We start from the raw sequence: 22270 nt of genomic DNA on the forward strand, positions 1-22270 counted from the left end.
CACAGTTTCGTCACCCACAACTACCTATTCGGCCGCCAAAGGTGAGGATTCGGCGGGATCAGTCGCAGCCGAAGCCGTCGTCGTCGGCGTCGAGGCGCCACGGGTCGGAGCTGTTGTTGACCCGGACGGGCTTCTTGTAGCCCGGGATCTCACCGCAGTCGAGGTCGTTGGTCGAGGTGGCGTTGTAGACCTTCTCGCCGTTGGCGTAGGTGTAGTCCAGACCCGAGACGCGCTTCTTCAGGTAGAACGAAGCGGACACGTCGGCCCGGCGGTTGGCGTCGCCGGCGAACTTCCAGCGGTAGTAGCGGCTGACCTTCGGCGTCACGATGACGGCGCACTTGCCGTACCGGTTCGTCACGCAGGAGGTCACGCTCATCCAGCGGCCGCTGGCGCGCTTCTGCAGGTGGATGCGCTTGCCCTTGATCGGGTTGCCACCTGCGGTCAGCTTGCCGACCGGGCGGTAGGAACGAGTCCCGTACTTGTTGGCGGAGACCTTGACGACCTTGGTGACGACCTTGGCCGACACGGTCGTCGGGGCCGTGGTGGCGTGGGCGGGCTGGCCGATGACGGGGGCGACCGCGATCACCAGGGCGGCGATGGCGGTGGCAGCGAAGGCCTTCGTCGTCGAACGGATTCGCTGGTTCATGATCACGTGCGAGTGACCCTTCTTCTCGAAGTTGAGTTTCGAGAAGTGATCCTCCGAGCCAGAGGGATCCGCCGGGGGCGTCATGACGAGAACCCACCCCACATCGGGTAAATCCGCTGATCGAGCAGCGTCAGCACTCCAGGCCGTCGTCGGGCACCTTGCCGTTGACCAGGTAGTCGTCGACGGCGTCGTCGACGCAGCCGTTGCCCTGCATGTAGCCGGTGTGGCCGTCGCCGTCACGGGAGACGAGTACGCCGGCGTCGAGGGCCTCGGCGAGGTCCTCCGCCCACTCGTAGGGGGTGGCCGGGTCGCGGGTGGTGCCGATGACGACGATCGGGTTGGAGCCCTCGGCGTCGATCTCCGGCTCGGGCTCGGTGGCCTTGAACTTCTCCGCGGCGCAGCCGTTGAGCATCCAGGCCAGGGCGGCACCGAAGGTGGGAGCGGCCTTCTCGAACGCGGGCAGCTGCTTGCGTACGTCCTCCGGGCTGAGGCCGGTGGAGTCGTCGAGGCAGTTGACCGCCCAGTTGGCCTCCATGGTGTTGTTGATGTAGCGGTCACCCTCGGGGTCACGGCCCGAGTAGTTGTCCGAAAGGTTCATCAGTGGGGCACCGTTGCCCTTCATCGCCGCCTGCAGGGCCTCGGTGAGGTAGGGCCAGTAGGACTCGACGTAGAGGGGCGTGATCAGGCCGTAGAGAGCGTTGCCCGCGGTCAGCTCGCGATCATCTGCCGGCAGCGGCTCGGCGTCGACGACGGCCATCAGCTTCTGGACGCGCTCGACGCCCTCGTCGACGGAGTCGCCGAGGAAGCAGCTGCCCTCGTCGACGCAGTTCTCGACGTAGGAGCGGAGCGCGACCTCGAAGCCCTTCGCCTGGGCGAGGTTGGCGTCGACGACGCTCAGCCCGGGAGCGATCGCACCGTCGAGCACGAACCGGCCGACCCGGTCGGGGTAGAGCTCGGCGTAGGTCGAGCCGAGCTGGGTGCCGTAGGAGGCGCCGAAGTAGTCGAGCTGGTCCTCACCCAGTGCCGCCCGGAGTACGTCCATGTCCCGCGCCGCCTCGACGGTGCTGACGTGGGCGGAGATGCCGTCCTTCTGGGCCGCGCAGCCGTTGGCCATCTGGACGCCGGTGTCGATGTAGGCCTTCTCCTCCGCGGGGGTGTCGGGGTCGGGGTCGACCGCGACGTAGGCGTCGAGCGCCTTGTCGTCGAGGCAGTCGACCGGGGTGCTCTGCCCGACGCCGCGGGGGTCGAATCCGATGATGTCGTAGGAGTCGCGGACCGCGGGGCTGAAGGACTGGTTGTTGTAGAGCGCGTAGTCGATGCCGGAGCCGCCGGGGCCGCCCGGGTTGATCGCCAGCGAGCCGATCTTCTTCTCGTTGGCCGGGTCCTTGATGACCGCGACGTCGATGGTGCGTCCGGTCGGGTCGGAGTAGTCGAGCGGGACCTCGAGGGTCGCGCACTCGAAAGCGCCGTTGCAGCGTTTCCAGTCCAGCTTCTGGCTGTAGAAGGTCTGCAACCCCTCGGTCGGGGCCGCGGTGGCCTCCGCGCTCGGGCTCACCCGGTCGGCGTCGGGGGTGCCTCCGCCGGCACCGCAGCCGGCGGTGAACACGGCCAGGGCGGTCAGGACGACGGCGCCGGTCACTGCTGTGGGTTTCACTGATCTCCTCCGGGCGGCAACAGCGCCACCATCATGGCTTCCAGCACCAACTGGGGCTGCACGTTGAACTCCAAGAGCTGCTCGCGAGCCTCGAAGATCGCCCCGATGCGCTGCAGGTTGAGCTCGGGGGTCGAGGACGCGACGACCTGCTCGATCTCGCGCCGGTGCTCCTCGTTGACCAGCGTCACCGGTGCACCGGCGGCGAGGGTGATCGCGTCGCGGTAGACGGAGACCAGGTCCATCAGCCCGCGGTCGATCACGTCGCGGTGGCGGCGGGTGGCCCGGCGCTTCTGGTCCTTCTCGAGCGCGGCCAGCGCGGGACCGTACTCACGCGGCCGGCGGCCCCGGTCGACCACGCCATAGCCCGCATCGAGGTCGGCCTTCTCCTTCGCGTCGAGATCCGCGGTGACCGCGTCGGCCTCCTCCTTCGAGACCGCGGCCAGCTCGCCGGCCGCCCGGAGCGCGTCGGCCAGGCTCCGCAGCTTGGCCGGGTAGGCCACCACCTGCTCGCGGCGGCGTCGGGTGTCGTCGTCGCGGGCAAGCGCCTTGGCCCGGCCGATGTGGCCCTGGCTGGCGCGCGCCGCGTAGGCCGCGCGGGCTTCGTCGACGCCCAGCGTGCGCTGCAGGAAGGTGGTGACGTCCGGAGCGGTCGGGGTGGTCAGGGTGACCAGCCGGCACCGCGACCGGATCGTCGGCAGGACGTCCTCGACCGTCGGGGCGCACAGCATCCACACCGTGCGGGCGCCGGGCTCCTCGACCGCCTTGAGCAGGGCGTTGTTGGCCTGCTCGGTGAGCCGGTCGGCGTCCTCGATGATCAGGATCTGCCAGCGGCTTCCGGCCGGGGTCAGGGCGGACTGGCGCACCAGGTCGCGGATCTCGTCGACGCCGAGAGTGAGCTTCTCGGTGCGTACGAGATTGACGTCGGCGTGGCTGCCGGTGAGCACGGTGTGGCACTCGTGGCACTGGCCGCAGCCGCCGTCGGGGCACTGCAGCGCGGCGGCGAAGGCGATCGCGGCGTTGGACCGTCCCGAGCCCGGCGGGCCGGTGAAGAGCCACGACTGGGTCATGCCGTGACCGGCCGCAGCGGTCTGCAGCGTGGAGACGATGTGGCGCTGGCCGACGAGGTTGTCCCAGACGGAGGTGGTGGCGACGTTCATGCGTTCACCGCCTGGGAGAGCAGCGGCTCGAGCCGCGCCAGCACCGCCGCGTGGATCTCCTCGACCGGAGCGCGCGCATCGAGCACCAGGTAGTGGTCGGGGTTGCGCTCCGCGAGCGCGACGAACGCCGCGCGCACCCGCTGGTGGAACTCGACCGACTCCTGCTCCATCCGGTCGCGCTCCTCGAACCGGGTGAACCCGGCCGTCGGATCCAGGTCGAGCAGCACGGTCAGATGGGGCCGCAGGTCGGCGGTCGCCCACCGCGCCACCTCCTCCAGCTGCGCCGCGTCCAGCACCCGGCCGGCGCCCTGGTAGGCGAGCATCGAGTCGACGTAGCGATCGGTGATCACCACCTCGCCCCGCTCCAGCGCCGGGCGGACCATCGACTCGATGTGCTCGGCCTTGTCGGCGGCGAACAGGAGCGCCTCGGTCCGGTCGTCGAGGTCACCGGTCTCCGGGGACAGCACGATGCGGCGTACGTCCTTTCCGACGGCCGTGTCGCCCGGCTCGAAGGTCAGCAGGACCCGGTGGCCGCGGGCGGTCAGCGCCTCGTGGAGCAGCCGCGACTGGGTCGACTTGCCCGAGCCCTCGCCACCCTCGAAACAGACGAAGACGCCGTGCTCTGCATAGACACCCGGAAACCTCACGACCCAAACCTACGGGGTGGGACCGACAACCCAGACGTACGCCGCCCGCAGGTGTGGCGTTTGAGGCTGCCGAACGTCTCATCCCCAGGTTAAGGTTCGGGTCGTCCTCACGCTGACCCAAGGAGTCTCCGGTGATCTACGTCCTGATCGTCCTGCTGCTGGCCGCGCTCGCGGTCGCGGCCTATCTGCTCTGGAGGAGCAGGCAGCAGCCGGCGGCTCCGAAGGAACCCGACGACTTCATCGGCGACCAGCACAAGCACGCCTCCGACCAGCTGCGCCAGGTGCGCAACGGCGACGTCATCGAATACCTGGGCCACAACTGGTTCGTCCGCGGGCGGATCGACTTCGACGAGCACGGCTACCGCTGGACCGAGCACATGCTCGACGACGCGGAGGGCAAGAAGTGGCTCTCGATCGAGGACGACGAGAGCTTCGAGGTCTCGCTGTGGCACTCGATCCCGCTCGGCGACATCGAGCAGGGCACCGTCGGTGACCGCGACATCATCGTCGGCGGCGTCGCCTACCGGCTCCAGGAGAAGGGCTCGGCCGCCTTCACCGCGACCGGCGCGACCGGCACGGCGCCGTCGGGCACGGCGGAGTACGCCGACTACAAGTCGGTCGACGGCAAGCTGCTCGGCTTCGAGAAGTGGGGCAACAACTGGGAGCCCTCCCTCGGTGAGGTGCTGCAGCCGTTCGAGCTGACCGTCTACCCGTCCTCCGACCGGCCCGCGACCCTGGACGACGAGTGACGCTTCTCGACGTCCCGTTCGCGGACGTACGCGGAGACACGCTGCGCTGGACGCTCGCACCGATCGCCTGCACTCCCCTGGCCTCTCGTTCGGTGAGCCTCGGGAGCGGGCTGACGGTGACGCTGAGCGTCCTGGGTGCCAGCCACCAGGTCGTCGTACGCCGCCACGACCGCCCGCTCCTGCACGAGACCGTCGCCTGCGGGATCGCCGAGGCCACGTCCCTTCCCGCGGCGCACGCCGCGGACGGCTACAGCCTCGGTTCGCACGTCGCCACGCTGGATCCCGAGGACCTCGCCGAGCGGGCGTCCGAGCTCGTGGAGCGGTTGGAGGGACGTACGGATGCCGTCGTCGCTCACTTCCCGGGCGACCCGCACGCGGTGACCGCGCTGGCTCTCGACGAGCTCGGCGAGCAGCAGATCTCCTGGAGCACCTGGCACACCTACCCCCAGACCGGCGAGATCGTCGCCACCGTCACCAGCTACCGGCCCGAGGAGGTCGCAAGTGTCTGAACCGAACGGCCCGAACCGCAAGCTGATCGGATGGGCGATCGTCGCGGTGTGCGTCGTGATCGCCATCATCATCGCCATCGTCGTGGCGGGCGGCGGGAACAGCCCCGAGAAGTACCTGCGCAAGAACTTCGACCACGTGAGCGGCTCCGACCCCGACAGCGACGCCGGGATCGTCTTCGAGGACGACGGCACCGTCTCCTCGGTCGCCACCAAGATCGCCCGCGGCACCGACGCCGACGAGAACCGGGCCGAGGGCTCCAACCACTACCTCCGCTACGACGACGACTGGCTGGTCGTCGTGGAGCCGCGTACGCCCTCGGGTTCGACGATCACCCTCTACGAGTACGACCGCGGCTACCGGCACCACAGCACCGTGATCGGGCTGTGGGGCTGGAACAGCTACTACGGCCGCAACAGCAGCGGCGGCAGCAGCGGTGATTCCTTCCGCGGCGGCGGCAGCGGATTCGGCAAGTGACCACCTCAGACCTGGAGATGAATCGATGACTGACCTTGTGAGCGGACTGCTGTCCACCGTCGCCTTCGCCGCCCTCGGGCTGGTCCTGCTGGTGATCGGCTTCTACGTGATCGACCTGCTCACGCCCGGCAAGCTGGGGCAGCTGATCTTCGTCGAGCACCGCCGCGACCCCGCCCTGCTGCTCGGCTCCTCGGTCCTGGCGATCGCCACGATCGTGGCCACCTCCATCTACACCGCGGAGGAGGACACGCTCGTCGGCCTGCTGGCCACCGCTGCGTACGGGCTCATCGGGATCGCCCTGCTCGCGATCGCGTTCGTGATCCTCGACCTGCTCACCCCGGGCCGGCTCGGTGAGCTGATGACCGACCAGAAGGACGACCCGGCGATCTGGGTCGCGGTCGCGGTCCAGCTGTCCGTCGGCGTGATCGTGGCGGCCTCGATCACGTGAGTCTGTCGCTCCCTTCGTTGCCCGCGTTGCCCGCGGGGCGAGCGGCCCGGCTGCTCGTCCTCGCGGCGGTGTTCGTCTGCGCGGCGTGCGGGCTGGTCTACGAGCTCGCGCTGGTGACGCTGGGGAGCTATCTGCTCGGCAACTCGATCGCGCAGACCTCGCTGGTGATCGCGGTGTCGATGTTCGCGATGGGCATCGGCGCCGTGCTCGCCAAGCCGCTCACCGCACGGCCGCTGCGCTCGTTCGTCGGCGTGGAGATCGCGCTCGCCGCGGTCGGCGGCGCCTCGGTGCCGGCGCTGTACGCCTCGTTCGCGTGGCTGCATCTCTACACCCCGATGATGCTGCTGGTGACGTTCCTGATCGGCGCCCTCGTGGGTGCCGAGATCCCGCTGCTGATGGAGCTGCTCCAGCGGCTGCGGCGCCAGCAGGCCTCGCTCGCGGTCGCCGACATCAACGCGGTCGACTACGTGGGCGCGCTCATCGGCGGCCTGGCGTTCCCGTTCGTGCTGCTGCCGACGCTCGGGTTGCTCGTGGGCACCGTGGCCACCGCCGCGCTGAACGTGCTCGCCGCCTGGACGGTCGGGGTCGCGCTGGCCGGGTCGCGACGCCACCGTGGGCTGGTCACGGCGATCTGCGGCGCTCTGGCCGTCGCGCTCGGCGCGACCGCGGTGACGGCCGACGCCTTCGAGCTCAACGCCCGGCAGGCGCTCTACCGCGACCCGATCATCCACGCCGAGCGCTCGGACTACCAGGAGATCGTGGTGACCCGCGGCGCTCCGTTCGGGCCCGAGTTCGACGACGTACGCCTCTTTCTCGACGGCGACCTGCAGTTCTCGTCCCTGGACGAGTATCGCTATCACGAGATGCTCGTCCACCCGGCGATGAACGGACCGCACCAGCGGGTGCTGATCCTCGGCGGCGGCGACGGGCTCGCTGCGCGGGAGGTGCTGCGCTACCGGTCGGTGTCGTCGGTGACCCTGGTCGACCTCGACCCGGCGGTGGTGTCGCTGGCGCGCTCCTACGAGCCGTTGAGGAAGCAGACGGAGGGATCCCTCGAGGACCCCCGGCTGACGTACGTCGCCGACGACGCCTTCTCCTGGGTCCGCGACTACTCGGGCGCGCCGTTCGACGTGGTCGTCGCCGACTTCCCCGACCCGGACTCGACCGCGCTGGCCAAGCTCTACTCGGTCGAGAACTACAGCATGATCGCGCGGTTGCTCGCCCCGTCCGGGCGTCTGGTCGTCCAGTCCGGCAGCCCCTTCTTCGCACCCGACGCGTTCTGGTCGGTACGGCACACGCTCGACGAGGCGGGCTATGCCACGACGCCCTATCAGGCCGATGTGCCGTCCTTCGGCAACTGGGGCTACGTCCTCGCTTCCCGCGAGGGGTCGGCCCCCGAGCTCGCGCTCGACGACGAGGCGCCGGGCGGGCTGCGCTACGCCAGCGACACCGTGCTCGCGGCGGCCTCGTCGTTCCCGCCGGACCGTGCCGAGCGACCCACGTCGGTCACCACGCTGCTGGATCCGGCGATCCTGGACTACGCCCGGAAGGGCTGGGTGGGCTACTGATGTTCTTCCTTCTCCGACTGGTCCGACGCACCTCGCGGCACTACGCCTGGGTGCTCCCGCTCGCGATCATCTGCTTCGTCTTCGTCACCGGCTGGATCGCGATGGCGCTGGCCCAGCCCGGCAGCGACATCGTGCACCCCGCCAACTACTGGTGGTGGTTCCTGGTCACCGCGACCACCGTCGGCTACGGCGACTTCTTCCCCGAGACCACCGGCGGCCGGTTCGTGGGTGCGTACGTCGTCTTCGGCTCCATCACCACCCTCGCCATCTTGTTCAGCCGGATCTCGGCAATCATCGAGAACGCCAAAGGACGCCGCATGCGTGGAGAGATCACCTACAGCGGAACGAACCACATCGTGCTGCTCGGCTACACCGCCGGGCGCACCGAGCGGCTCCTGGTCGAGCTGCTCTCCGAGCCCGAGCGGGAGGTCGTGCTCGCGACCTGGGAGGACCAGCTCTCCGAGCACCCGATGGCCGGCGAGGACCGCCTGCATTTCGTACGCGGCGACATCACCGACCTCTCGGTGCTCGCCCGGGCCGGGCTGTCGGGTGCCCACAGCGTGCTGATCGACGCGCGCGACGACAACGAGGCGGTCACGCTGACGGTCGCGGCCAACACCGCGGCGCCGGCGGTGCACACCATCGTCGCGCTGCGGGACCTGCGGGTGCAGCGCACCATCTTCCGCATCGACACCACCGTCCACTGCGTCCAGTGGCACAACACCCAGCTGATCGCTGAGGAGCTCAGCGACCCCGGGATCGCTGAGGTCTACCAGGAGCTCGCCACCGCCGGCGGCAAGGGCACCTACTCCCTCACGGTGCCTGCTTCGGCCGCGACGGCGACCGTCGAGGTCTGGCAGGGTGCGCTCGGCCGTGGCCACGGCGCCACGCTGCTGGCGGTCCGGACCGACGACGGCATCCAGGTCAGCCCGTCGTGGGACCTCGCCGTCGCCCCCGGCGCCCGGCTCTTCTACATCGCGGACGACCGGCTGGACTATGACGAGGTGGCTGGGTCGCTCGGCTGACGGGTCCGTCGGGATACCCGGTCAACCGGGTATCCCTGCACTTCTCAGGCAACGCAACACCCGAGAAGTGCAGGAAACACCGGAGAAGTCAGGCGTTCTCCTGATCACGACTTCTTCGTCGCAGCCTTCTTGGTCGTCTTCTTGGCGGTCGACTTCTTCGTCGTCGACTTCTTGGCGGTGGACTTCTTCGCGGTCTTCTTCGTCGTCCGCTTGGTCGTCTTCTTCGCCGGGCCCTTGGCTCGCTTCTCGGCGAGCAGTTCGGCGGCACGCTCGGCGGTCAGGGTCTCCAGGTCGTCGGCGGCCCGGAGGGTGGCGTTGTATTCGCCGTCGGTGACGTAGGGACCGAAGCGGCCGTCCTTGACGATCATCGGCTGCCCGGAGACCGGGTCGGGACCCAGTTCCTTGAGCGGCGGCTTCGCGGCGGCGCGGCCGCGCTGCTTCGGCTGGGAGTAGATCTGCTCGGCCTCTTCGAGGGTGATCGTGAGCAGCTGGTCCTCGGAGCTCAGCGTGCGGGAGTCGGTGCCCTTCTTGAGGTAGGGACCGTAGCGACCGTTCTGGGCCGTGATCTCCTCGCCGTCGGCGGCCGTGCCGACGACGCGGGGCAGGGTGAGCAGCTTGACCGCATCCTCGAGCGTGATGGTCTGCAGACTCATGGACTTGAAGAGGCTGGCGGTGCGGGGCTTCGCGCCCTTCTTGGCGTCCTCGGGCAGCTGCTCGGTGACGTACGGACCGAACCGGCCGCTCTTGGCGACGACCGGCAGCCCGGTGTCCGGGTGGACGCCGAGGTTGAGCTCCTCGCCGGCCGGGTTGGCGAAGAGCTCCTTGGCCTTCTCCAGGGTGAGCTCGTCGGGAGGCAGGTCGTCGGGGACGTTGGCGCGGACCGCGAACGGGGTGCCGTCGTCGCCGGGGCCCTCGATGTAGGGGCCGTAGCGACCGACCCGGAGGTTGACCCCGGAGTCCGGGCCGCCGACCGGGAAGGTCGCCAGCTCGCGGGCATCGATGTCGCCGAGACCGTCGACCAGCGGCTTGAGGCCCTTGACCCGGTCGGAGCCGAAGTAGAACTCCCCGAGCTCGGTGGTCATGTCCTTGGCGCCCTTGGCGATCTCGTCGAGGATCTCCTCCATGCTCGCCGTGAACCGGTAGTCGATCTGCCGCGGGAAGTGCTCCTCCAGCAGCCTGACCACCGAGAACGCGACCCAGGCGGGCACCAGGGCGGTGCCCTTCTTGAAGACGTACCCGCGGTTGATGATCGTCTGGATGATGCTCGCGTAGGTCGACGGGCGGCCGATCTCGCGCTCCTCGAGCTCGCGGACGAGTGTCGCCTCGGTGTAGCGGGCCGGCGGCTTCGTCTCGTGGCCGTCGGCGGTGAGGCTGGCCGCGGTGACCGTGTCGCCCTCGGCCAGGTCCGGAAGCCGGGTCTGCTGGTCGTCGGAGGTCTGGTCGGCGGAGTCGGTGCCCTCGACGTACGCCTTCAGGAAGCCGTGGAACGTGATCACGCGGCCGGTCGCGGAGAAGACCACGTCCTCGCCGGTGGTCGCCTGGGCGCCGAGACGGATGGCGACGGAGCGGCCGACGGCATCCTTCATCTGGGAGGCGACGGTGCGCATCCAGATCAGCTCGTAGAGCCGGAACTGGTCACCGGTCAGCCCGGTCTGCGCGGGGGTGCGGAAGGAGTCACCGGCGGGCCGGATCGCCTCGTGGGCCTCCTGCGCGTTCTTGACCTTGGAGGCGTACGTCCTCGGGGAGTCGGGCAGGTATTCGGCACCGTAGAGCTCCCGGACCTGAGCGCGGGCGGCACTGATGGCGTCGCTGCTCAGGGTGGTGGAGTCGGTTCGCATGTAGGTGATGTAGCCGTTCTCGTAGAGACGCTGCGCGACCGACATCGTGGTCGACGCGCTCATCCCGAGCTTGCGGCTGGCCTCCTGCTGCATCGTGGTGGTGCGGAAGGGGGCGTAGGGGCTGCGCTTGTAGGGCTTCGACTCGACGCTGCGGACCTCGTAGGTCTGGCCCTCGAGACCGGCGACCAGGCCCTCGGCCCGGCCGCGGTCGAGGTGGACGACCTTGTCGCTCTTGATGAGCCCGTCCGGGCCGAAGTCGGTGCCGCGGGCGACACGGCTGCCGTCGATCGAGGTGATCTTCGCCGGGAACATCCGCGGGTCGTGGTCGGAGCCGGCGTCGAAGGTGCCGGCGAGGTCCCAGTAGGAGGCGGTTCGGAAGGCGATCCGCTCGCGCTCACGGTCGACGACGAGCCTGGTCGCGACCGACTGCACGCGCCCGGCGCTCAGGCGCGGCATGACCTTCTTCCAGAGCACCGGGGAGATCTCGTAGCCGTAGAGACGGTCGAGGATCCGGCGGGACTCCTGGGCCTCGACGAGGTCCATGTCGAGCTCGCGGGGGTTCTCGGCGGCGGCCAGGATCGCGGGCTTGGTGATCTCGTGGAAGACCATCCGCTTGACCGGGATGTCCTTCTTCGGCTTCAGCTCGTCGAGGAGGTGCCAGGCGATCGCCTCGCCCTCGCGGTCCTCATCGGTGGCGAGGTAGAGCTCGTCGGCGTCCTTGAGGAGCGACTTGAGCTTGGAGATCTGCTTCTTCTTGTCGCTGGGCACGACGTAGTAAGGGGTGAAGCCGTTGTCGACATCGACGCCGAAGCGCCCCCACGGCTTGTCCTTGATCTTGGCGGGGGTGTCTGCCGCGCTCTGCGGAAGGTCGCGGATGTGCCCGACGGAAGCCTCGACGACATACCCCTGTCCGAGGTATCCGCCGATCTTCTGAGCCTTCGCCGGGGACTCGACGATCACCAACTTGTGTGCCACTGACGTCCTTATCTCACTGCAGCAGAGCCTGGCACCACTGACAAGCTCTGGCGAGACACGTTAGCGCGTGTCTCCAGCCGGCATGGGTCCAGTCACCGCGGTTCATACGGCGCTGAGCTCTCGGACAACATGGCGTGTTGCCTTGGGCGCCGTGAAGACAATACCTAGCACGCTCTGGAGCGGGAGCGTGAAATCCGTGTCTCATCGTGGGCACCGCCGGAACGCTGCTGAGCCGGCTGGAAGCGACCCGGCCGATCCTGTCGGTGGTCGCCCCTAAGGTGTCTTCCGAGGACGGCGAGACCATTCCGAACCGAAAGGTCTCTGCTGATGATCGACCCTGAATACATCGACTACATCGACGGCCTGACCCCGCCCCCGGAGCATCTGGTGTGCTCCGAGTGCGCCCAGCTGCTCACCCGGACCAACGTGATCCTGGAGCGGCTGGAGGCCGAGCTGACCCGGCCCCGGTGGGCCGAGCCGGCGACGCCCCCGCGACCCGACCACGAGGCCGCGCTCGACTGGCTGGCCGCGCTGTGCGGCGGCCACGAGGCGGTCACCGCCCTGGACGCCGCTCCGCTGGCCGAGGACGGGCTGGACCTCCCGGTCGTGGAGGACGAGGCGGGACGTACGCAGCTGGAGGCGGTGGCGGCGCTGCTCGACGAGGTCGCGGCCGACTTCCCGGTCGCGGAGCTGGGCTTCGCGCTGCGGCGAGCGCTGCTGCGGCTGTGGGAGATCGACCCGCTGGTCGTCGACCCGCCCACACGGCCGGCCCAGGTGGCGGCAGGCATCGTGTGGACCGTGCTGGGCGCCAACGGGCTCGCCGGACCGGGCGGCCTGGTCACCGCGACCGCGCTCAAGGCGCGGCTCGGCCTGACCAAGATGCCGACGGCCTACGGCAAGCAGCTGGCGGCCGCGCTCCGTGGCTTCTGGCCGTGGCAGACGCAGCGGCCCTGGGGGATGCGCGACCTTCCTGACCTCGAGCCGCTCGGCTATCCCGACCTGCTCATCTCCAGCGTGCGCAGACGCCTGATCAGGCTGCGGGACCAGGCGTGCCAGGCACGGGACGGAGGAACCCCTCGCTGACCAGCTCCTGGGCGATCGGCAGATAGTTGCTGCGCACGACCGCGGGGTCGCGGTCGAGGATCTGCGCGAGCGCGTCGAGGATCTGGCCGACGGTCAGGTCGCCGTCGCAGGCCCCCGCGAAGGCCGCCTCGACCGTGTCCGCCTGGCGGGCGCGGCGCAGGCCACGCTGCTGGCGGAGGATGACGGTGCTGGGGTCCTCGGCGCCGGGCTGGCCGAGGGTCTCCTGCTGGACGTCCTCGGCGAGCACCAGCGTGGAGTCCTCGGCGACCTCGATGCCGGCGGCCTCGCCCCAGGCCTTGAGTGCCGGTGCGATCGGCTGCTCGACGTCGTAGGGCCACTCGAGGAGCTCGCGCTTCGGGTTGGCGGTGTCGGTGCGGTGCAGGTTGATCCAGCCGAACCCGACGCCCTCGATCTTCTGCTGCTCGAACCACGACAGCCAGGTGTCGTAGCGGGTCAGGTAGTCCTCGGCGCCGTGGTGGCCGGAGTCCTTGAGCCAGAGCTCGACGTACGCCGCCGGGTCGAGCACCTCACGCTGGACCACGAACGCGTCGACGTCGTCGCCGAGCCATCCCTCGAGACGGTCGTCCCACGGCTGGTCCTCGGAGATGATCCAGTTGCCCAGGATCTGACACCAGCCGTTCTCGGTCAGCATGCCCGGAGCGGCCCTGACGATGTCCTCGACCACACGGTCTCCAGGAAGACCGGAGTCACGGTAGACGAGACGCTCACCGGTCGCCGGACTGATCACGAACGGCGGGTTGGTGGCGATCAGGTCGAAGCGCTCGCCGGCGACGGGCTCGAAGAAGGACCCGTTGCGGACGTCGATCCGGTCGGCGACGTCGTTGAGCGCTGCGTTGAACGTGGTGATCCACAGGGCTCGCTGGTTGACGTCGGTCGCGACCACCCGGTCGCTGTGGGTGGCGAGGTGGAGCGCCTGGACACCACAGCCGGTGCCGAGGTCGAGGGCGGTGCCGACCTGGTCACGGATGGTCAGCTGCGCGAGGGAGGTCGAGGCCGGGCTGATCCCGAGCACGTGCTCCGGGCCGACGCGCTGCGGGCCGCCGTCGAGCCCCGGCGTGAGGTCGGAGACGACCCAGAGGGTGGTGTCATCGGTGGCGTACGGACGTACGTCGAGGCGGGCCGCTACCTCACCGACCGACTGCTCCAGGATGCCCTCGACGGCGAGCCGGTCGACGAGACCAGGCAGAGCCGCTTCGGCGTGGTCCAAAGGGACGGTCGTCTGCAGCAGGAAGAGCCGGATGAGGGTCTCCAGCGGCGAGCCGCCGTGGGTACGCCGCCTGCCCGGCAACGTCTCGTTGCGGCTCAGCGCGCCATGGGCGATCGGGCCGAGCTGCTCGGCGACGGAGTCGTAGGAGAAGTCGGCCTGCTGGAGGGCGTCACGGAGCCGGTGCGGGAGGTCACTCACACCTGGAGCCTAATGGCCTGACTGGCTCAGCCCGCTGCCGCGCCCTCGGCGCTGGCGTGGATGTCGAAGACCTTGGCGAGGCCGGTGATCCGGAAGATCTTGAGCAGCCGCTCCTGCGTGCAGACGAGGCGGAGCATGCCGTCGTGCTGACGGACCTTCTTCAGGCCACCCACCAGGACGCCGAGGCCGGTCGAGTCGAGGAACTCCACGGCTTCGAGGTCGACGACGATGTCGTAGTGACCCCGGGCGACCAGCTCGGTGATCTTGTCCCTCAGCTTCGGCGCGGTATAGACGTCGATCTCGCCGCCCACGGCCACGACGGTGGCCGAGTCGAGCTCGCGAGTCGCAAGCGTCAGATCCACTTCGAAGTTCTCCTGCCAAGGAACGTGAGACAACTGACTCCGGTATCGAGCATCCTCGCGTCCGATACCCGGAGTCGATCGTAATGTAACCACGCCTCACCAGGATGCGCGCAAGAAACTCGCAACGTCATGCTCACGATGCGGGGCCACAAGCGTGATGCCCATCAGGATTCTGGGAGAATATGAACGTGTTGACGACAGCGACCGGTGATCTCATCCGCCGACTCGCTGACGTCCCGGGCCGCGAAGACCGGCTCGCTCACCTCGAGCAGGTTCCACCGCGGGAGGCTGTCTTCACCGACTGGCCGACGTGGGCGTCGCCGGATGTGGTCGAGGCATTCGTCGCTCGCGGGATCAAGCGTCCGTGGCAGCACCAGGCGGTCGCCGCCGAGGCTGCCCACGACGGCAGCCACGTGATCGTCTCGACCGGCACCGCCTCCGGCAAGTCGCTGGCATACCAGCTGCCCGCGCTGACCGCGATCCGAGACGGACGGGGTCCACGTGGTGAGCGAGGCGCGAGCGTCCTCTACCTCGCCCCCACCAAGGCGCTCGCCCAGGACCAGCTGACCGGGCTGCGCGAGCTCGGCGTCGACGTCCGCGCGGTGACGCACGACGGCGACAGCACCCGCGAGCAGCGGGACTGGGCGCGCGACTACGGCGAGTACATCCTGACCAACCCCGACATGCTGCACCGGTCGCTGCTTCCCGGCCATCAGCGCTGGACGGCCTACTTCCGGTCGCTGCGCTACGTCGTCATCGACGAGTGCCACCACTACCGCGGCGTCTTCGGCGCGCACGTCTCGCACGTGCTCCGCCGGCTGCGCCGGATCTGCGCCCTCTACGGCTCGTCGCCGACGTTCATCCTGGCATCGGCGACGGTCGCCGAGCCGGCGACCGCCGGCGAGCGGCTCATCGGCCTCCCGGTACTGCCGGTGACGGCCGACGCCTCGCCGCGCGGCGAGCTCTCGATCGCGCTGTGGCAGCCGCCGCTGACGAGCCACGCCGGCGAGAACGGCGCTCCCGTACGCCGCGCCGCCTCCGCCGAGACCGCTGACCTCCTCGCAGACCTGGTCTCCTCGGACGTACGCACGTTGGCCTTCGTACGCTCCCGGGTCGGCGCCGAGCAGGTCGCCATGACCGCAGCGACCGAGCTGGCCGAGGTCGACCCCTCGCTGCCGGGACGGGTCACGTCCTATCGCGGCGGCTATCTGCCCGAGGAGCGGCGGGCGATCGAGGCGTCACTGCGGTCGGGCGAGCTGCTGGGGCTCGCGGCGACGAACGCCCTCGAGCTCGGCATCGACATCAGCGGCCTGGACGCGGTGGTGCTGGCCGGCTATCCCGGCCGACGCTCTGCGTTCTGGCAGCAGATCGGACGCGCCGGCCGGGGAGCCGGCGACGCGCTCGGCATCCTGGTCGCCCGCGACGACCCGCTGGACACCTATCTCGTCACCCATCCGGAGGCGCTGCTCGGCCAACCGGTCGAGGCCACCGTCTTCGACCCCGGGAACCCGTACGTCGTCGGCCCTCACCTCTGCGCTGCGGCCCAGGAGCTTCCGCTGACGGAGCCGGACCTGCCGCTCTTCGGGCCGGACGCCCGGGAGATCCTGGACAACCTGGTCGCCTCAGGCCTGCTGCGCAAACGGCCTCGCGGCTGGTACTGGACCGACCGCCGACGCGCGGCCGATCTCGCCGACATCCGCTCCTCGGGCGGGTCCCAGGTGCAGCTGATCGAGGCCGAGACGGGCCGGGTCGTCGGCACGGTCGACGCAGCGAGCTCGCACGCGAGCGCACATGCCGGCGCCGTCTACGTCCACCGTGGTGAGACCTATCTGGTGCACGAGCTCGACCTGGACGAGAACGTCGCCGTCATCTCCCGCGACGACCCCGGCTACTCCACCTCTGCCCGGGAGATCACCGAGATCTCGATCGTCGCCGAGCGGGAGCAGGTCGCCTGGGGAGAGTGCCGGCTCGCCTACGGCGACGTCGACGTCACCCACCAGGTCGTCTCCTTCCTGCGCCGACGACAGCCGAGCGGCGAGGTGCTGGGCGAGGAGCTCCTCGACCTGCCCGAACGTACGCTGCGCACCTCTGCCGTCTGGTGGACCGTCCCCGCATCGGCTCTCGAGGCCGCCGGCTTGGAGAAGGCGGACATCCCGGGCGCCGCGCATGCTGCCGAGCACTGCTCGATCGGGCTGCTCCCGCTGATCGCCACCTGTGACCGATGGGACATCGGTGGCGTCAGCACCGCCTCCCACCCGGACACCGGCATGCTCACCGTCTTCGTCTACGACGGTCATCCGGGCGGGGCCGGGTTCGCCGAGCGCGGTTTCCGTGCCGCCCGGGAGTGGCTGGGTGCCACCTTGGAGACCATCGAGGCCTGCGAGTGCGATGACGGCTGCCCGTCGTGCGTGCAGTCGCCCAAGTGCGGCAACCAGAACAACCCGCTCGACAAGCAAGGCGCGATCGTGTTGTTGCGTTTGCTTCTCGATGAATAGGCCTACTCTGGGTAAATGTTGATCTTGGGCCTTGTGCTGATCGTCGTCGCCGCAGTCCTCATCGTTCTGGGTCTCTTCACCACCGGTAACGGTGATCTCGACGATCCGACCGCAACCCTTCTCGGTCTCCCCGTCGGCTCGACCACGATCTTCGTGATCGGCCTCATCGCGGGCGTGCTTCTCCTCTTCGGCCTCTCGCTCACCAAGTGGGGCGGCAAGCTCCAGGCGAAGGCCATGAAGGAGAAGCGCCAGATGCGAAAGCTGGCCAAGTCGCTGCAGGACGTCACGCCGGACTCGAAGGACGACGACAACTAGTCAGGGCGACCCGGTCGGGCCTGCCCTCGCCTCGGCGACCGGATCACCCGGCTGGCCGAGCCAGTGCGGTCCCTCGACCCGAACCGTGACGGTGACGTCCTCGCCCGCGATCTCGCACGACTCCAACGTGGCTCCGTTGCGACCGGCGATGGCCGCTGCCGCGGCGCACGCGTCCTCGGAGACCTGAAGCGCATCGGCCCCGGCCAACGCCGCCAGATCGGCCGCGGACTGGGCGGTGCGGTGAGCCACGAAGATCGCGCCCACCACACCCAGCGCCGCACCGAGGAAGAGCAGCAGCCCGATCGCACCGACGGCGAACGGCGCCGCCGACCCGCGTTCGCCCTGACCGCGCCGGATCGCGATCACTGCTCCCCCTGCGCGGTGTCCTGAGCCTGTCGAAGGGTCGCCTCGGTCGCGGCGACGGCCTCGCCACGAACGGTCACGCCCGGCATCCAGCGGAAGATCCCGCCGGGCCCGGTGACCCGGGCCTGCGCCGAGGCGACGACCTCCTCGGCACCCGCGCTGACAGTCACCCGGGTGCCCGCAGGCCCGACCCGACGTCCGCGGGCAGCGGCGGAGCCGCTGTCGTCGCCGCGAGCCACCGCCCGCGCGGTCTCCCGGGCGGCGTCGACCACCTGGATCTGTGCGGCACCTACCGACAGCAACCACACCAGCCCGATGGTCACCGCCACCAGCAGCGGGATCACCATCACCAGCTCTGCGGTGGCGGCGCCACGCTCGTCCTTCCCGCCCCGCTGCCCACGGACCACGGCTCAGATCCCCAGCAGGCCGAGGACGTGCTGGAACAGCCGGTTGAGCAGGTCGTTGCCGAAGCCGCCGGTGAGCAGCTTGTAGAGCAGTCCGGCGAGCCCGGCCCCCGCTGCCGTGCCGACGGCGTATTCAGCCGTGGTGATCCCCTTCTCGTTCTTCCGAAGATGTGCCTTGGCCATGGTTGGTCCTCTCTGGTCGATGGCCGTCCGTACGGCCGTTCAGGGACGACGATGGCCCGCTCCACCGACATTCGCGACCGCCATGTCGCGGTCTGTGGACAACCCGGTCCCGAACCCGCCTTGTGGATGGAAATCGGCCCGTTGATCAGGGAAAACAGAACCGCCGAAAGGTCACCTTCGTCGGTCGAGATGGCAGTCCGCTGCCATCTCGACCGACGTGGGTGACGTCTCGGCGGTCAGATACCGAGGTTGGCGAGAAGTCCGCCGACGACCGGGACGACGCCCAGAAGCAGGAAGGCGGGCAGGAGGCAGATGCCGAGCGGTACGGCGGCCTTGACGCCCACCGCGCGAGCACGGTCCTCGACCTCGGCCCGGGCGTTCCTGGTCAGGTCGTCGGCGAGCCGCTCGACGGTGGTGGCGACCGGGGCGCCGGTCGCCTGGGCCCGGGCCAGGGCCCGGCCCAGCGGTGCCAGCGCGGGATCGTCCACCAGTGTGCGCCAGGTCTTCTCCGGGTCGGCTCCCAGGTGGAGCCGGGACGCCGCCGGCAGGAGTCGCGCGGCCGCCGGCCCGGGGAGCGCCGCTGCCACCGCCACCAGGGCCTCGGCAGGCGCGGCACCGGAGGAGAGTGCGACGGAGAGGAGGCGTACCAGAGCAGGGAGCTCCGCCTTCGCCGCCTCACGTTCGCGCCGGACCTCGGTCGGCTCGACCCGTCCGATGACCAGCCAGCAGACAGCACCTGTCGGGGCTGCGAGCACGGCACCCACAGCACCCCCGACGAACACGTAGACGGCGACAGCGGCGAGGAGCGCGAGCACCAGCCGCCACCGCATCATCCAGCCGTCCGGGCCGGCCCGATTCTCGACGGCCAGGACAGTGCCGGGAAGAGGTGTGACCGGTGCCGGGAGGAGCGCGGCTGCCAGTCCGAGCGCAACCGCTGCGAGCCAGATGCTCATCGCGCCTCGACCCCGCGCGCGATGCCTTCGATCCACCACAGCCCGAGCCAGCCGAGCAGCAGTCCGAGCCCGAGACACCCCAGGCCCACCGGCGACCCGAAGAGGAACGCCAACGGGTCGCCGCCGACCCCGCTGCCCATCGCCAGGGCCGCCACCGGCAGCCCCGCGATCAGCCGGGCGGTGGAGCGGGCGGAGCCGAGCTCACCATCGACGACCCGCTGGGTGGCAGCCGCCGCCCGCAGGTCGAGCGCGACCCGGTCGAGCGCGTCGGCGAGACCGCTCCCGGTCTGGTGGGCGATCTGCCAGGCCGCGGCGACCACGCGGAGCGAACCTGCTCCGGGGACCTCGGCGACCTTCCGCCAGGCCGCGGGGACGTCCGACCCCATCCGCTGCGCCTCCGCGACCGGCTCGATCACCGGCCACTCCGTGGCGAGCTGTGACAGCGCCGGCCCGGGTGGATGCCCCGCGGCCAGCTCGGCGGCCATCTGCTCGCAGGCCTCCACCACCCGCTCAGCCGTACGTCCCGCCTCGATCCGTTCGCGGCGCCGCCGCCACAGGGCGACACCGCCGAAGGTGGCGATCCCGAGCAGGACGGCCGCGACGACCGCCCTGCCCGGGAAGACGATGGGGATGAGGACGACCAGCAGGAACGACCATCTCGGCAACCGCCACGCACGCGCGCGGGATCCGACGGCGGCCCGCGGGCGGACCATCAACGCCGCCGCGGCACCGGCCAGGCAGGCGACCAGCCCGAGCGCCGCCCCGTTCACCGGTCCGCTCCCAGCAGCGCGTCGAGCCGACCCGAGGCCGGTCCCTCGACCACCTCGCCGTCGGCGGCGACCGAGCAGGCGGCCTCCATCCGGACCAGCCCGTCGGGTCCGCGGGACGGGACCGCGATCTCGGTGAGCACCCGGCGGCCGTCACGACGCCGCAGATGCACCACGACGTCGACCCCGGAGGCGAACTGGCTGTGCGCTGCCTCCCGGCCGAGTCCGGCCGCGAGCGCCAACGCCTCCACCCGCGCCGGGACATCGGCGGCGGAGTTGGCGTGGAGCGTGCCGCAGCCGCCTTCGTGGCCCGTGTTCAGCGCGGCGAGGAGGTCGACGACCTCGGCACCGCGCACCTCCCCCACGACCAGCCGGTCCGGCCGCATCCTGAGGGCCTGACGGACCAGCGTGTGGAGCTCCACGGCACCCGCGGCCTCGATGTTGGCCGGGCGGGCCTCGAGGCCGACCACGTGCGGATGGTCCGGGCGCAGCTCGGAGGCGTCCTCGACCAGCACCAGCCGCTCCTCGGCGGGCACCAGCGACAGCAGCGAGGCCAGCAGGGTGGTCTTGCCGGTGCCCGTGCCTCCGGAGACGAGGAAGGCGGCACGCGCCAGCACCAGCCGCCGCAGCAGATCCGCCACGAACGGAACGACCATCCCCGAGGATTCCAGCTCGGAGAGCGTGAACGCTCGCGCCGACGGCACCCGCAGCGAGATGACCGTGCCGGGTCGCGCCAGCGGCGCGAGCACCGCATGGAACCGACTGCCGTCGCCCAGCCTCAGATCCACATAGGGCGAGGCGTCGTCCAGGCGGCGGCCGGCACCGGCCGCCAGCCGCTGGGCGAGGCGTCGGACCGCGTCGTCGTCGGGGAAGGCGACCGGGGCGGGCTCCAGGCCGGAGCCGCGGTCGATGAAGACCTGGTCGGGACCGTTGACGAGGACGTCGGTCACCCCGGGCAGCCGCAGCAGCGGCTCCAGCGGTCCGGCGCCGACCACGTCGCGGCGCAACATTTCGTAGACGCCGAGGACGGTCGCGTCACCGACGATCCGCCCTTCGGCGCGGAGCGCCTCCTGGACCCGGTGAGGGGTGAGCTCGCCCGGCGTACGCGCCAGGTGATCGCGGACCAGGTCGACGACCTGAGGCGCGATGTCGACGGCCCCGACGACGCCGATCATGCCGCCACCATCCCGCTCCGGAGCCGGCAGCGTGTCAGCACCTCGGCCGCCGCACGAGCCAGCGGCGCTCGCTTGGAGCGGATCGGCCCGAGGCCCAGGTCGATGGCCTCCGAGAGCCCGCGCTGATCCGACATGGAGGCGATGACCGGAAGACCGAGCGCCCGCCCGACCGCCTCCGGCTCGGCAGCGCGGCCGCGGACGACGACCTGCACCCGGTCACGTTCGGGAAGCCGCGAGATCAGCCGCGCGGCGGACGCCGTCCCAGTGACATTCCCCCGGACGACGACCAGGACGATGTCGCATCCGGTCAGCAGCGCCTCCGCCGCCGGATCCGGCTGGCGGGGCAGGTCGACCACGACCAGATCGTGTCCTCGCCGGGCCGCCGCGAGCACCTCACGCACGACCTCCGGGCGAGGCGGCGTGACCTCGCCGCTCGGCCATCCCAGCAGGCCCAACGACCCGACGTGCGGCACCGCCTCCCGCAGCGCCCGGGCCCCCAGCCGACCGGCGGTCTGACCGAGATCGCCCCAGGTCACCCCGGGCATCTCGTCGAGACCGAGCACCCGGCCGGCTCCGGGCCCGAGCCGGTCGGCGTCGACCAGCAGCGTCGGTCCGCGGTCGGCTCCCAGGCTGGCCAGGGCCGCGGCGTACGTCGTCGCGCCGGCACCACCCGACCCGGCCAGCACGCCGACGACCATGCCGTCGCCGCCCTCCCCGTCACCGACATCGGCGAACAGCCCGGCGACCACGGTCTCGGCCGAGGGCAGCTCCAGCAGCGTCTCCGCGCCCACCTCCAGCGCCGCGCGGAGCAGCGGCTCGCCGGTGGAGCCCCAGCCCACGACGTACACCCCGTCTCTTCTGGGTGGACGCAGCGACGCCACCTCTGCCAGGAGGTCCGCGCCGACGAGGATCAGGGGTGGTCGCTGCCATCGGCGCAGGGCGCCGACGGCATCGGGGCACTCCTCGACGGTGACGCCCGAGGCAGCGGCCAGGCGAGCCGCCTCAGCGGCCAGCAACGAGTCCGACGTGATGACGAGAGGTTCCGAGGTCATG

At 70.4% G+C, this 22270-nt stretch carries 23 protein-coding genes; 9 read left to right on the forward strand and 14 right to left on the reverse strand.

What is annotated here, in order from left to right; translation table 11 throughout:
- Positions 1 to 58 precede the first annotated feature (58 nt).
- The 4 genes from G5C66_RS03200 to tmk form a co-directional block, all read right to left on the reverse strand.
- Positions 59 to 646: a hypothetical protein gene (locus G5C66_RS03200; RefSeq protein ID WP_165109507.1), complete on the reverse strand. Its 588-nt coding sequence runs from the start codon at positions 644 to 646 to the stop codon at positions 59 to 61.
- Positions 647 to 776: 130 nt separating this feature from the next.
- Positions 777 to 2300, reverse strand: coding sequence for an alpha/beta hydrolase (locus G5C66_RS03205; RefSeq protein ID WP_338144049.1), 1524 nt, complete (start codon positions 2298 to 2300; stop codon positions 777 to 779).
- The gene (locus G5C66_RS03210) at positions 2297 to 3457 is read right to left on the reverse strand and encodes a DNA polymerase III subunit delta' (RefSeq protein WP_165109508.1); all 1161 of its coding nucleotides are present in this window, start codon (positions 3455 to 3457) and stop codon (positions 2297 to 2299) included. Before G5C66_RS03210 ends, G5C66_RS03205 begins: the two co-directional genes overlap by 4 nt.
- Positions 3454 to 4104 (reverse strand): dTMP kinase, encoded by a 651-nt coding sequence (gene tmk, locus G5C66_RS03215; RefSeq protein ID WP_165109509.1) that lies wholly within the window; start codon positions 4102 to 4104, stop codon positions 3454 to 3456. The genes G5C66_RS03210 and tmk overlap by 4 nt, the downstream gene beginning before the upstream one ends.
- 131 nt (positions 4105 to 4235) lie before the next feature.
- Here tmk and G5C66_RS03220 point away from each other — a divergent pair, with 131 nt between their 5' ends.
- From G5C66_RS03220 to G5C66_RS03245, 6 genes are read left to right on the forward strand one after another with little or no spacing between them, the layout of a single operon-like run.
- On the forward strand, positions 4236 to 4853 hold the full coding sequence (locus G5C66_RS03220) for a DUF4178 domain-containing protein (protein WP_165109510.1): 618 nt from the start codon (positions 4236 to 4238) through the stop codon (positions 4851 to 4853).
- Entirely contained in the window at positions 4850 to 5362 is a 513-nt protein-coding gene (locus G5C66_RS03225; protein ID WP_165109511.1) for a DUF2617 family protein, read from the forward strand. Before G5C66_RS03220 ends, G5C66_RS03225 begins: the two co-directional genes overlap by 4 nt.
- Positions 5355 to 5837, forward strand: coding sequence for a DUF4247 domain-containing protein (locus G5C66_RS03230; protein ID WP_165109512.1), 483 nt, complete (start codon positions 5355 to 5357; stop codon positions 5835 to 5837). Before G5C66_RS03225 ends, G5C66_RS03230 begins: the two co-directional genes overlap by 8 nt.
- Positions 5838 to 5862: 25 nt before the next feature.
- Positions 5863 to 6285: a DUF350 domain-containing protein gene (locus G5C66_RS03235; protein WP_165109513.1), complete on the forward strand. Its 423-nt coding sequence runs from the start codon at positions 5863 to 5865 to the stop codon at positions 6283 to 6285.
- On the forward strand, positions 6282 to 7853 hold the full coding sequence (locus G5C66_RS03240) for a polyamine aminopropyltransferase (protein WP_338144050.1): 1572 nt from the start codon (positions 6282 to 6284) through the stop codon (positions 7851 to 7853). Before G5C66_RS03235 ends, G5C66_RS03240 begins: the two co-directional genes overlap by 4 nt.
- Positions 7853 to 8878 (forward strand): ion channel, encoded by a 1026-nt coding sequence (locus G5C66_RS03245; RefSeq protein WP_165109514.1) that lies wholly within the window; start codon positions 7853 to 7855, stop codon positions 8876 to 8878. Before G5C66_RS03240 ends, G5C66_RS03245 begins: the two co-directional genes overlap by 1 nt.
- A 104-nt stretch (positions 8879 to 8982) precedes the next feature.
- Here the strand turns inward: G5C66_RS03245 and topA are convergent, their stop codons facing one another.
- Positions 8983 to 11691: a type I DNA topoisomerase gene (topA, locus tag G5C66_RS03250; RefSeq protein ID WP_165109515.1), complete on the reverse strand. Its 2709-nt coding sequence runs from the start codon at positions 11689 to 11691 to the stop codon at positions 8983 to 8985.
- Between the two features lie 327 nt (positions 11692 to 12018).
- Here topA and G5C66_RS03255 point away from each other — a divergent pair, with 327 nt between their 5' ends.
- Positions 12019 to 12774: a hypothetical protein gene (locus G5C66_RS03255; protein ID WP_165109516.1), complete on the forward strand. Its 756-nt coding sequence runs from the start codon at positions 12019 to 12021 to the stop codon at positions 12772 to 12774.
- Here the strand turns inward: G5C66_RS03255 and G5C66_RS03260 are convergent.
- Both G5C66_RS03260 and G5C66_RS03265 read right to left on the reverse strand, forming a co-directional pair.
- Positions 12722 to 14200, reverse strand: coding sequence for a DUF7059 domain-containing protein (locus tag G5C66_RS03260; protein ID WP_165109517.1), 1479 nt, complete (start codon positions 14198 to 14200; stop codon positions 12722 to 12724). The genes G5C66_RS03255 and G5C66_RS03260 overlap by 53 nt on opposite strands.
- Before the next feature lie 26 nt (positions 14201 to 14226).
- On the reverse strand, positions 14227 to 14562 hold the full coding sequence (locus G5C66_RS03265; protein WP_165109518.1) for an anti-sigma factor antagonist: 336 nt from the start codon (positions 14560 to 14562) through the stop codon (positions 14227 to 14229).
- Positions 14563 to 14744: 182 nt separating this feature from the next.
- Here G5C66_RS03265 and G5C66_RS03270 point away from each other — a divergent pair, with 182 nt between their 5' ends.
- On the forward strand, positions 14745 to 17057 hold the full coding sequence (locus G5C66_RS03270) for a DEAD/DEAH box helicase (RefSeq protein ID WP_165109519.1): 2313 nt from the start codon (positions 14745 to 14747) through the stop codon (positions 17055 to 17057).
- 15 nt (positions 17058 to 17072) lie between these two features.
- Entirely contained in the window at positions 17073 to 17372 is a 300-nt protein-coding gene (locus tag G5C66_RS03275; RefSeq protein WP_165109520.1) for a hypothetical protein, read from the forward strand.
- On the opposite strand, the gene G5C66_RS26370 is transcribed toward G5C66_RS03275, so the two are convergent.
- From G5C66_RS26370 to ssd, 7 genes are all read right to left on the reverse strand, one after another.
- The gene (locus G5C66_RS26370) at positions 17373 to 17738 is read right to left on the reverse strand and encodes an Rv3654c family TadE-like protein (protein WP_338144051.1); all 366 of its coding nucleotides are present in this window, start codon (positions 17736 to 17738) and stop codon (positions 17373 to 17375) included.
- On the reverse strand, positions 17735 to 18142 hold the full coding sequence (locus G5C66_RS03285; protein WP_165109521.1) for a TadE family type IV pilus minor pilin: 408 nt from the start codon (positions 18140 to 18142) through the stop codon (positions 17735 to 17737). The genes G5C66_RS26370 and G5C66_RS03285 overlap by 4 nt, the downstream gene beginning before the upstream one ends.
- 3 nt (positions 18143 to 18145) lie before the next feature.
- Complete coding sequence (locus G5C66_RS03290) at positions 18146 to 18322, reverse strand: DUF4244 domain-containing protein (protein ID WP_165109522.1); 177 nt, start codon at positions 18320 to 18322, stop codon at positions 18146 to 18148.
- Positions 18323 to 18558: 236 nt separating this feature from the next.
- On the reverse strand, positions 18559 to 19275 hold the full coding sequence (locus G5C66_RS03295) for a type II secretion system F family protein (RefSeq protein WP_165109523.1): 717 nt from the start codon (positions 19273 to 19275) through the stop codon (positions 18559 to 18561).
- The gene (locus G5C66_RS26710) at positions 19272 to 20045 is read right to left on the reverse strand and encodes a type II secretion system F family protein (RefSeq protein WP_165109524.1); all 774 of its coding nucleotides are present in this window, start codon (positions 20043 to 20045) and stop codon (positions 19272 to 19274) included. The genes G5C66_RS03295 and G5C66_RS26710 overlap by 4 nt, the downstream gene beginning before the upstream one ends.
- Positions 20042 to 21217, reverse strand: coding sequence for a TadA family conjugal transfer-associated ATPase (locus G5C66_RS03305; protein ID WP_165109525.1), 1176 nt, complete (start codon positions 21215 to 21217; stop codon positions 20042 to 20044). The genes G5C66_RS26710 and G5C66_RS03305 overlap by 4 nt, the downstream gene beginning before the upstream one ends.
- Positions 21214 to 22269 carry a septum site-determining protein Ssd gene (gene ssd, locus G5C66_RS03310; protein WP_165109526.1) on the reverse strand — a complete coding sequence of 352 codons (1056 nt, stop codon included), beginning with the start codon at positions 22267 to 22269 and terminating at the stop codon, positions 21214 to 21216. The genes G5C66_RS03305 and ssd overlap by 4 nt, the downstream gene beginning before the upstream one ends.
- Position 22270 lies beyond the last annotated feature (1 nt).

Origin of the sequence: Nocardioides turkmenicus, from assembly GCF_011045035.1 — a bacterium.
GTDB classification, from domain to species: Bacteria; Actinomycetota; Actinomycetes; order Propionibacteriales; family Nocardioidaceae; genus Nocardioides; species Nocardioides turkmenicus.

What these genes read in the sequence shown, in the direction of transcription:
- G5C66_RS03200 (WP_165109507.1), bottom strand. Translation starts at nt 646, where the DNA reads ATGAACCAGCGAATCCGTTCGACGACGAAGGCCTTCGCTGCCACCGCC.
- G5C66_RS03210 (WP_165109508.1), bottom strand. Translation starts at nt 3,457, where the DNA reads ATGAACGTCGCCACCACCTCCGTCTGGGACAACCTCGTCGGCCAGCGC.
- G5C66_RS03235 (WP_165109513.1), top strand. Translation starts at nt 5,863, where the DNA reads ATGACTGACCTTGTGAGCGGACTGCTGTCCACCGTCGCCTTCGCCGCC.
- G5C66_RS03245 (WP_165109514.1), top strand. Translation starts at nt 7,853, where the DNA reads ATGTTCTTCCTTCTCCGACTGGTCCGACGCACCTCGCGGCACTACGCC.
- G5C66_RS03255 (WP_165109516.1), top strand. Translation starts at nt 12,019, where the DNA reads ATGATCGACCCTGAATACATCGACTACATCGACGGCCTGACCCCGCCC.
- G5C66_RS03270 (WP_165109519.1), top strand. Translation starts at nt 14,745, where the DNA reads ATGAACGTGTTGACGACAGCGACCGGTGATCTCATCCGCCGACTCGCT.
- G5C66_RS03275 (WP_165109520.1), top strand. Translation starts at nt 17,073, where the DNA reads ATGTTGATCTTGGGCCTTGTGCTGATCGTCGTCGCCGCAGTCCTCATC.
- G5C66_RS03290 (WP_165109522.1), bottom strand. Translation starts at nt 18,322, where the DNA reads ATGGCCAAGGCACATCTTCGGAAGAACGAGAAGGGGATCACCACGGCT.
- G5C66_RS03295 (WP_165109523.1), bottom strand. Translation starts at nt 19,275, where the DNA reads ATGAGCATCTGGCTCGCAGCGGTTGCGCTCGGACTGGCAGCCGCGCTC.
- G5C66_RS03305 (WP_165109525.1), bottom strand. Translation starts at nt 21,217, where the DNA reads ATGATCGGCGTCGTCGGGGCCGTCGACATCGCGCCTCAGGTCGTCGAC.
- ssd (WP_165109526.1), bottom strand. Translation starts at nt 22,269, where the DNA reads ATGACCTCGGAACCTCTCGTCATCACGTCGGACTCGTTGCTGGCCGCT.